Origin of the sequence: Micromonospora sp. CPCC 205546 (assembly GCF_036902715.1) — a bacterium.
Taxonomy (GTDB): domain Bacteria; phylum Actinomycetota; class Actinomycetes; order Mycobacteriales; family Micromonosporaceae; genus Micromonospora.
The window spans coordinates 60,459-69,450 of record NZ_JBAKHL010000034.1 but is presented as its reverse complement, the minus strand read 5'-3'; the positions used below and the strand labels follow the sequence as shown (position 1 = coordinate 69,450).

General features: G+C 72.1%; 10 protein-coding genes. 1 reads left to right on the top strand and 9 read right to left on the bottom strand.

All coding sequences use genetic code 11. The annotated features are described in order from the left end of the window. Nucleotides 1-167: 167 nt before the first annotated feature. The 9 genes from V6U77_RS17425 to V6U77_RS17385 all read right to left on the bottom strand — a co-directional run bounded on the left by V6U77_RS17425 (nucleotide 168) and on the right by V6U77_RS17385 (nucleotide 7,913). On the bottom strand, nucleotides 168-821 hold the full coding sequence (locus V6U77_RS17425) for an acVLRF1 family peptidyl-tRNA hydrolase (RefSeq protein WP_334607387.1): 654 nt from the start codon (nucleotides 819-821) through the stop codon (nucleotides 168-170). Between the two features lie 294 nt (nucleotides 822-1,115). Further along, entirely contained in the window at nucleotides 1,116-1,553 is a 438-nt protein-coding gene (locus tag V6U77_RS17420; RefSeq protein ID WP_334607386.1) for a metal-sulfur cluster assembly factor, read from the bottom strand. Continuing rightward, nucleotides 1,550-2,026, bottom strand: coding sequence for a Fe-S cluster assembly sulfur transfer protein SufU (gene sufU, locus V6U77_RS17415; RefSeq protein WP_334607385.1), 477 nt, complete (start codon nucleotides 2,024-2,026; stop codon nucleotides 1,550-1,552). Before sufU ends, V6U77_RS17420 begins: the two co-directional genes overlap by 4 nt. A 42-nt stretch (nucleotides 2,027-2,068) precedes the next feature. Continuing rightward, nucleotides 2,069-3,373: a cysteine desulfurase gene (locus tag V6U77_RS17410; RefSeq protein ID WP_334607384.1), complete on the bottom strand. Its 1,305-nt coding sequence runs from the start codon at nucleotides 3,371-3,373 to the stop codon at nucleotides 2,069-2,071. A gap of 32 nt (nucleotides 3,374-3,405) precedes the next feature. Continuing rightward, the gene (gene sufC, locus V6U77_RS17405; RefSeq protein WP_088999375.1) at nucleotides 3,406-4,179 is read right to left on the bottom strand and encodes a Fe-S cluster assembly ATPase SufC; all 774 of its coding nucleotides are present in this window, start codon (nucleotides 4,177-4,179) and stop codon (nucleotides 3,406-3,408) included. Beyond that, on the bottom strand, nucleotides 4,179-4,505 hold the full coding sequence (locus tag V6U77_RS17400) for a non-heme iron oxygenase ferredoxin subunit (RefSeq protein WP_334607383.1): 327 nt from the start codon (nucleotides 4,503-4,505) through the stop codon (nucleotides 4,179-4,181). The genes sufC and V6U77_RS17400 overlap by 1 nt, the downstream gene beginning before the upstream one ends. Further along, on the bottom strand, nucleotides 4,505-5,647 hold the full coding sequence (gene sufD, locus V6U77_RS17395; RefSeq protein WP_334607382.1) for a Fe-S cluster assembly protein SufD: 1,143 nt from the start codon (nucleotides 5,645-5,647) through the stop codon (nucleotides 4,505-4,507). The genes V6U77_RS17400 and sufD overlap by 1 nt, the downstream gene beginning before the upstream one ends. 80 nt (nucleotides 5,648-5,727) lie before the next feature. Next, nucleotides 5,728-7,158 (bottom strand): Fe-S cluster assembly protein SufB, encoded by a 1,431-nt coding sequence (gene sufB / locus V6U77_RS17390; RefSeq protein ID WP_121400689.1) that lies wholly within the window; start codon nucleotides 7,156-7,158, stop codon nucleotides 5,728-5,730. Further along, entirely contained in the window at nucleotides 7,155-7,913 is a 759-nt protein-coding gene (locus V6U77_RS17385; RefSeq protein WP_334607381.1) for a helix-turn-helix transcriptional regulator, read from the bottom strand. The genes sufB and V6U77_RS17385 overlap by 4 nt, the downstream gene beginning before the upstream one ends. A 98-nt stretch (nucleotides 7,914-8,011) precedes the next feature. On the opposite strand from V6U77_RS17385, the gene V6U77_RS17380 reads away from it, so the two are divergent. After that, entirely contained in the window at nucleotides 8,012-8,974 is a 963-nt protein-coding gene (locus V6U77_RS17380; protein ID WP_334607380.1) for a COX15/CtaA family protein, read from the top strand. The last annotated feature ends 18 nt before the right edge of the window (nucleotides 8,975-8,992 follow it).

The window sequence follows — 8,992 nt, the reverse complement described above, 5'->3', positions numbered from 1 at the left end:
CCCCCCCACCGGGGGGGGCCCCCCCGGGGGGGGGGGGGGGGCGCCCGCCGCCCGCCCTCCGCCGCGTTCCCGGCCGGGCGATGGCGGCCGCCCGGCCCGCTCCGGGCGACCGCGCGCCGACCGGCACGACAGGCGCCGCTGCCCGGTGACCGGCCTGCGGCCCGCGGTCAGGCGGGCGCGGGGTCGCGGACCAGGATGCGGACCGCCCGGGCCGCCGCGATCGCGTCGACGAGCACCGCGTGTCGGGGCTCGGGCACGTCGAGCAGCCGCTCCGCGCGCAGCGCCGCCAGCGGGGCGAGGCGCCGGTCGGTCAGCACGGTGTCGACCGCCCGCCGGTCGCCGCCGCAGACCAGCGCGCTCAGCGACGCGGCCTCCGGCAGCAGCAGCCGTACGGCCAGCTCGGCCGCGTCGCCCAGCGCCGCCTTCGCCTGGTTGTCGCGCCGCCGGGCGAAGCGCTGCTGGGACCAGCCCCCGGCGGCGGTGCGGCCCTGCACGTAGCGGGTGTCCACCTTGGAGACCGCCAGCTTCTCCCCCGCCGCCACGCCCACCGCCACCGCGCCCTTGCGGGCGAGCAAGAGGCCGATCCGGCGGGGCGCGCTCGCGGCGGCCACGAAGCCGGGCACGTCGGCGGCGCCCGGCGCGCCGGGCGGGGTGTGCAGCTCGGCGGTGGCGCCGTCCGCGGCGGCGAGCAGCAGCCCGTACGCCTCGACGGTGGTGACGGGCGGGCCGTGCCGGTCGGCGAAGCCGTCGACCCAGCGGCCGATCCGACCGGGCTCCACGTCCACCCACCGGCCTCCCCCGGCCGCCGGTCTGCTGCTCATAGGCCCCAAGGTACGGCACTCCGGCCGAGCGGCTCCGGCGGTCACGCAGCGCACGGCTACGGATCCGGGACATCGACCGGTTCTAGTACGCTCGCCGCCGGCCGTTCCCCCGGAAGTTCCAGCCGCGCACCCGCGCCCAGGTGCGGATGCGGCGGCGGGTCGCCAAGCGCCTCGGGGTGCCGGAGGCCGAGGCCCTGGCCGCCCGGGATCCTGGCGACCTCGGCTGACGCGGCGATGCACAGACGCCGCGAGCGCGTCGCCCCGCAGCGGGGCGACGCGCTCGACGGATCTCGGTCAGACGTTGAAGCCGAGGGTACGGAGCTGGTCGCGCCCCTCGTCGGTGATCTTGTCCGGGCCCCACGGCGGGAGCCAGACCCAGTTGATCCGGATGTCGCCGACCAGGCCGCCACCCGGGCCGGTGGTCAGCGCCTGCCGGGTCTGGTCCTCGATCACGTCGGTCAGCGGGCACGCCGCCGAGGTCAGCGTCATGTCCAGGGTGGCGACGTTGTCGTCGTCGACGTGTACGCCGTACAACAGGCCGAGGTCGACCACGTTGATGCCCAGCTCGGGGTCGACGACGTCCTTCATCGCCTCCTCGATGTCGGCGACGGCGGCCTTGCTCCCGCCGGCCGGTGCGGCGCCGTTCGTGGCCGCTGCGGCGGCCTCCGTGCCCGGGGCGGTCGCGCCCTCGGTCGCCGGGGTCGCCGCGGTGGCGGTGTCCTCGCTGCTCATGCCTCAACCTCCGTCGGGCTCACGCCCACACCGGCGCGTGCCGCGGCGTCCTTGAACGCCATCCACGGCAACAGCGCGCACTTGACCCGGGCGGGATAGCGGGCGACGCCCGCGAACGCTACCCCGTCACCGAGCACGTCCTCGTCCGGCGTGACCTGACCACGACCGGACATCAACTCGACGAACGCCTCGTGCACCCGGAACGCGTCGCCCGCGCCCCGGCCCACCAGCAGTTCGTGCAGCACGCTCGCCGACGCCTGGCTGATCGAACAGCCCATGCCGTCGTACGAGACGTCGTGCAGCACGTCGCCGTCGGTAGCCACCCGCACGGTGACCTCGTCACCGCAGGTCGGGTTGACGTGGTGCGCCTCGGCGACCCGGGCGCCCGTGGCGTCCGCGTCGCGCAGGCCGCGACCGTGCGGGTGCTTGTAGTGGTCCAGGATGATCTCCTGGTAGAGAGATTCAAGCTGCATCGGGCTGAACTCCCGTCGATCCGCGGGCTCCTGCGTCGCCGCTCACTCGAACACCTTCCGCACCCGCTCCAGGCCCGCCACCAGGGCGTCGATCTCCTCCGTGGTGGTGTAGAGGTAGAACGAGGCCCGCGTCATGGCCGGCACGCCGAACCGGGTGCACACCGGCTTGGCGCAGTGGTGGCCGACGCGCACCTGCACGCCGAGCGAGTCGAGCACCTGCCCGACGTCGTGCGGGTGGATGTCGCCGAGGGCGAACGAGATGGTGCCGCCCCGGCCCACCGGCACGGTGGGCCCGAATATCCGCAGGCCGGGCACCGTGGCGAGGGCGTCCAGCGCGTACGCCGTCAGCTCCTTCTCGTGCCACTGGATGGCCTGCATCCCGATGCCGCCGAGGTAGTCGACGGCCGCACCGAGCGCGACCGCCTCGGCGATCGGCGGGGTGCCCGCCTCGAACCGGGCCGGCGGCGCGGCGAACGTCGAGCGGGCCATGGTGACCGTCTCGATCATCGATCCGCCGCCCAGCACCGGCGGCATCGCCGCCAGCAGCTCGCCCCGGCCCCAGAGCACCCCGATGCCGGTCGGGCCGCACATCTTGTGCCCCGTGAAGACGACGAAGTCGGCGTCGTGGTCGACCACGTCCATCGGCATGTGCGGCACCGACTGCGAGCAGTCGAGCAGCAGCAGCGCCCCCACCTCGCGGACCCGCGCGGTGATCCGCGAGGTGGCGTTGACCGTGCCGAGGATGTTGGACATGTGCACCAGCGAGACGATCTTCGTCCGCTCGGTGACCAGGTCCTGAAGCCCCGACTCGTCCAGGCGCCCCTGGTCGGTGACCGGGAACCAGCGCAGGGTCGCGCCGGTGCGCTCGCAGAGCAGCTGCCACGGCACGATGTTCGAGTGGTGCTCCATCTCGGAGATCACCACCTCGTCGCCAGGGCCGAGCCGGAAGCGCGGGTCGGCGTCGGGCCGCAGCGAGGCGTTGGAGAACGCGTACGCCACGATGTTGATCGCCTCGGTGGAGTTCTTGGTGAACACCACCTCGTCCACGCTCGGCGCGTTGATGAACGCGGCGATCTTCGCCCGCGCGCCCTCGTACGCCTCGGTGGCCTCGGTGCCCAGCGTGTGCACCGAGCGGGAGACGTTGGCGTTGTGCATCGCGTAGTGCTCACCGAGCACGTCGAGCACCTGCCGCGGCTTGTGCGAGGTGTTGGCGCTGTCGAGGTAGACCAGCCGGTGCCCGTTGACCTCCCGGTCGAGGATCGGGAAGTCGGCGCGCACCGCCGCCACGTCGTAACGCGGCACGTCGTCGTACTGCGGCATCCCCGCCGGGATCGCGATGGAAGTCATGTCGACCGGCCCACCCATTCTTCCGAGAGGACTCAGGCCCGCGCCGCGCCGGCCCCGGCGGCGTACCGCTCGTAGCCCTCTTCCTCGAGCTTGTCGGCCAGCTCCGGGCCGCCCTGCTCGACGATCCGTCCGGCGACGAAGACGTGCACGAAGTCCGGCTTGATGTAGCGCAGGATCCGCGTGTAGTGGGTGATCAGCAGCATGCCGGTGTCGCCGTTGTCGCGGACCCGGTTCACGCCCTCGCTGACCACGCGCAGCGCGTCCACGTCGAGGCCGGAGTCGGTCTCGTCGAGGATGGCGATCTTCGGCTTGAGCAGCTCCAGCTGCACGATCTCGTGCCGCTTCTTCTCACCGCCGGAGAAGCCCTCGTTGACGTTGCGCTGGGCGAAGGCCGGGTCCATCTGGAGGCGCTCCATGGCCCCGCGCAGCTCGCCGCCCCAGGTGCGCAGCTTGGGCGCCTGCCCGTCGATGGCGGTCTTGGCGGTACGCAGGAAGTTCGCCACCGAGACGCCGGGGACCTCGACCGGGTACTGCATGGCCAGGAAGAGCCCGGCGCGGGCCCGCTCGTCCACGGACAGGGCCAGCACGTCCTCGCCGTCGAGGGTCACCGAGCCGCCGGTGATCTCGTACTTGGGGTGGCCGGCGATCGAGTAGGCCAGGGTGGACTTGCCGGAGCCGTTCGGGCCCATGATCGCGTGGGTCTCGCCCGAGCGGACGGTCAGGTCGACACCGGCCAGGATCGGCTTGAGCTCACCCTCGGGCAGCTTGACCGACACCTTCAGGTCGCGGATCTCCAGGGTGCTCATTATCGGGTCACTCCATTGCTCGGCGTGAGACTGACGTAGATGTCGCCGTCTCGGACTTCGACGGGATAGACGGGAACGGGTTCGGTGGCGGGCAGCCCGGTCGGCTCGCCGGTCCTCAGGTCGAAACGGGATCCGTGCAGCCAGCATTCCAGCGTGCAGCCGGAGACCTCCCCCTCGGAGAGGGCGACCGCGGCGTGCGAGCACTCGTCGTAGGCGGCGTAGAAGACGCCGTCCTCGCCGTGCACCAGCGCGATCGGGGTGCCGTCGACGTCCGCGCTGACCACGGTGCCCTTCGGCACGTCCTCGGCGGAGCAGAGACGGATCATCAGGCGCCGGCCTTGCTGAGCCGGGCCTCGATGGCATCCCCCAGGCGCTCGCGCAGCGACTCGACCGGGATCTTGTTGATCAGCTCGGCGAAGAAGCCGCGGACCACCAGGCGCCGCGCCTCGGCCTCCGGGATGCCCCGGGCCATCAGGTAGAACAGCTGCTCGTCGTCGAAACGCCCGGTCGCGCTCGCGTGCCCGGCACCGGCGATCTCGCCGGTCTCGATCTCCAGGTTGGGTACGGAGTCCGCCCGCGCGCCGTCGGTCAGCAGCAGGTTCCGGTTGATCTCGTAGGTGTCGGTGCCGGTCGCCTCGGCGCGGATCAGCACGTCACCCACCCAGACGGTGCGCGCGCTCTCGCCCTGCAGGGCGCCGCGGTAGCCGACGTAGCTGCGGCAGTCCGGCACCGTGTGGTCGACCAGCTGGCGGTGCTCCAGGTGCTGCCCCGAGTCGGCGAAGTAGAGGCCGTACAGCTCGGCCTCGCCGCCCCGGTCGGTGTACTCCACCGAGGTGTACTGCCGGACCAGGTCGCCGCCGAGGGAGACCTGGACGTGCACCACCTTGGCGTCGCGGCCCAGCCGGACCCGCAGGTGCTGGGCCTGCACGGCGTCGTCGGCCCAGTCGGCGACGGTGACCAGGGTCAGCTTCGCCCCGTCGGCCACGGCCACCTCGATGTTGTCGGCCAGCGTGGCCGAACCGACGTGCTCCACCACCAGGGTCACCTCGGCGAACCGGCCCACCTCGACGAAGGTGTGCCCGAAGGCCACGCCCTCGGCGCCCTCGCCGACCACCCGCAGGCTCACCGGCTCGGCCACCACCGCGTCGCGGGCGACCTCGACCAGCAGGGCCTGACCGGCCCCGCCGTAGGCCAGCGCGCTGACCCGGTCGACCGGGGTGAGCACGCTGCCCACCCGGGGGTCGTCGGAGCCGATCCGCCCGACGGTGACGCCCTCGGGCAGGTCGCCGTGCTCGTGGCGGACCGTGCCGGTGGCGGCCTGCGCCTCGCCGGTGAGCCCGCGCAGCCGCTTGAGCGGGGTGAAGCGCCACTCCTCCTCCAGGCCGGTGAGGGCCGGGAAGTCGGCGACGTCGTACGAGCGGAGCGCCTGCGACTTGGTGCTGGGTGGCGCGGAAGCCTGGGTAGTCATCTCTTCCTTGGTCTGTTCTGCGACGACGGTGTCCTGAACTGGGGCGGCGGGCCGGCGCAGCCGGCCCGCCCGCGGCGGCATCAGCCGACCGCGCCCTCCATCTGGAGCTCGATCAGGCGGTTGAGTTCCAGGGCGTACTCCATCGGGAGCTCCTTGGCGATCGGCTCGATGAAGCCGCGCACGATCATCGCCATCGCCTCGTCCTCGCTCAGGCCCCGGCTCATCAGGTAGAAGAGCTGGTCGTCGCTGATCTTGGAGACGGTCGCCTCGTGCCCCATCGACACGTCGTCCTCGCGGATGTCGACGTACGGGTAGGTGTCCGAGCGGGAGATGGTGTCGACCAGCAGCGCGTCGCACTTGACCGTGCTCCGGCTGCTGTGCGAGCCCTCCAGCACCTGGACCAGGCCGCGGTAGGAGGTGCGGCCGCCGCCCCGGGCGATCGACTTGGAGATGATGGTGGAGGAGGTGTGCGGCGCGGCGTGCACCATCTTGGCGCCCGCGTCCTGGTGCTGCCCCTCGCCGGCCATGGCCACCGAGAGCACCTCGCCCTTGGCGTGCTCGCCGGTCATGTAGACCGCCGGGTACTTCATGGTGACCTTGGAGCCGATGTTGCCGTCGACCCACTCCATGGTCGCGCCCTCGTGGCACACGGCCCGCTTGGTGACCAGGTTGTAGACGTTGTTCGACCAGTTCTGGATGGTCGTGTAACGGCACCGGGCGTTCTTCTTGACGATGATCTCCACGACGGCGCTGTGCAGCGAGTCGGAGGAGTAGAGCGGCGCGGTGCAGCCCTCGACGTAGTGCACGTACGCGCCCTCGTCGACGATGATCAGCGTCCGCTCGAACTGGCCCATGTTCTCCGTGTTGATCCGGAAGTAGGCCTGCAGCGGGATCTCCACGTGCACGCCCTTCGGCACGTAGATGAACGAGCCGCCGGACCACACGGAGGTGTTCAGCGCGGCGAACTTGTTGTCGCCGACCGGGATCACCGTGCCGAAGTACTCCTTGAAGACGTCCTCGTGCTCGCGCAGCGCGGTGTCGGTGTCCAGGAAGACGACACCCTGCTCCTCGAGGTCCTCACGGATCTTGTGGTAGACGACCTCGGACTCGTACTGCGCCGCGACGCCGGCGACCAGCCGCTGCTTCTCCGCCTCGGGGATGCCCAGCCGGTCGTAGGTGTTCTTGATGTCCTCGGGCAGGTCCTCCCAGCTGGTGGCCTGCTTCTCCGTGGACCGCACGAAGTACTTGATGTTGTCGAAGTCGATCCCGGTGAGGTCGGCGCCCCAGGCCGGCATCGGCTTGCGGCCGAACAGCCGCAGGCCCTTGAGCCGCAGGTCGAGCATCCAGGCCGGCTCGTTCTTCTTGGCCGAGATGTCCCGCACCACCGCCTCGCTGAGGCCGCGCTGGGCGACCGCCCCGGCGACGTCGGGGTCGGCCCAGCCGTACTCGTAGCGACCCAGGGCGGCGAGCTGCTCTTCCTGGGTCAGGGGCTGGACGATCTGCTCGGTCATCTATCTGTCCTCACAGTGGTGACGGTCTTACCGGACTGGACACGCCTCGGCTGGGTGGGGATGTGCGTGGTGCACACCCCGTCGCCGTGCGCGATGGTGGCCAAACGCTGCACGTGGGTGCCGACCAGGCGGGAGATCACCGCGGTCTCGGCCTCGCACAGCTGGGGGAACTCGGCGGCCACGTGCGCCACCGGGCAGTGGTGCTGACAGAGCTGGCCGCCGGAGGCGATCGTGGACGCGTTCGCAGCGTAACCCTCGGCGGTCAGCGCTCCGGCAAGTGCCTCGGCCCGCGCGAGCGGGTCCTCGCCGGCGTCCTCCATGGCGGCCCGGCAGCGGGCCTCCAGGGCGGCGACCTGGTCGGTGGCGAACGCCTCGACCGCCTCGGCGCCGCCGTTGCGGGAGATCCAGCGCAGCGCGGCGGTGGCCATGTTGTCGTAGTGGTGGGTGCCGCAGCGGATCCGGGCGGCGTCGGTCAGCACGAACACCTTCGCCGGCCGGCCCCGGCCGCGGTGGCCGCGGACGGCCTGCTCGCGGGCGACCACGTCGCCGTCGGCGAGCATCGCGTCGAGGTGCCGGCGGATCGCGGCCGGGCTGAGCCCGAGCGCCGAGCCGAGCTGCGCGGCGGTGGTCGCGCCCCGCTCCAGCAGCAGCTGGGTGACGCGGTCACGGGTGGAGAGGTCCGCGACGGACGCGGACCGACCGTCGGCCGGAACGACCGTCGGCCGGTGCCCGGAGAGCCCCGCCACGTTTTTCACAACGCCAACGTTACGTAATTCGTCCGGGGGTCGCAAACCGGGGCCCCGGTGATCCGAACCACCGCACGGACGGAGTCACCCGATCGTGCTCCACTACGATGCGTAGGATTTGCGCCGTGAAGCGACCCGTCCGGTTCCCGGTCTCCAGCACACTGCTGCGCCGTCTCGCGCTCGCCTCGATCATCGCGAACGTCGGCATCGTCGTCACCGGCGGGGCCGTCCGACTGACCGCGTCCGGTCTCGGCTGCCCCACGTGGCCCAGGTGCACCGACGACTCGTACGTCACGACCTCCGAGATGGGCGTGCACGGGGTGATCGAGTTCGGCAACCGGCTGCTCACCTTCGCGGTCGGCGTCATCGCGCTGGCGGTGCTGGTGGCCGTGCTGCTGCACCGCCCCCGGCGTCGGGACCTGGTCCCGCTCGCGGTCGCCGTGCTCCTCGGCATCCCGGCCCAGGCGGTCGTCGGCGGCATCACCGTGCTCACCAACCTCAACCCGTGGGTGGTCGGCCTGCACTTCCTCGCCTCGATGCTGGTGATCGCGGCCGCGTACGCGCTGTGGAGGCGGATCAAGGAGCCGGCCGGCCCGGCGGTGGCCGTCGTGCCGGCCCCGCTGCGGACCCTGGCCGTGATCACCACCGTCGTGAGCGGGGCCGTGCTGGTGGTCGGCACCTGGGTGACCGGCAGTGGGCCGCACGCGGGCGACCAGGGCGCCGCCCGCAACGGGCTCGACCCCGAGACGATCTCCCAGGTGCACGCCGACAGCGTCTTCCTGCTGATCGGCCTCTCCATGGCACTGGTCTTCGCCTTCCGCGCGGTCGGCGCGCAGCGGGCCGCCCGCGCCGCGACGGTGCTGGTCGCGGTCGAGCTGGGGCAGGGCCTGATCGGCTTCGTGCAGTACTTCACGAACCTGCCGGCGCTGCTGGTGGGCGCGCACATGCTGGGTTCCTGTCTGGTGCTGCTGGCGACCCTGTCGGTGCAGTGGTCGACCCGCGAGCGCCGCCCGGTCGCGCCGACCCCGGCCCCGGACGTCGCCGACCGGGCCGTCCCGGTCGCCGCCTGACGCACCCCTCCCGCCTCA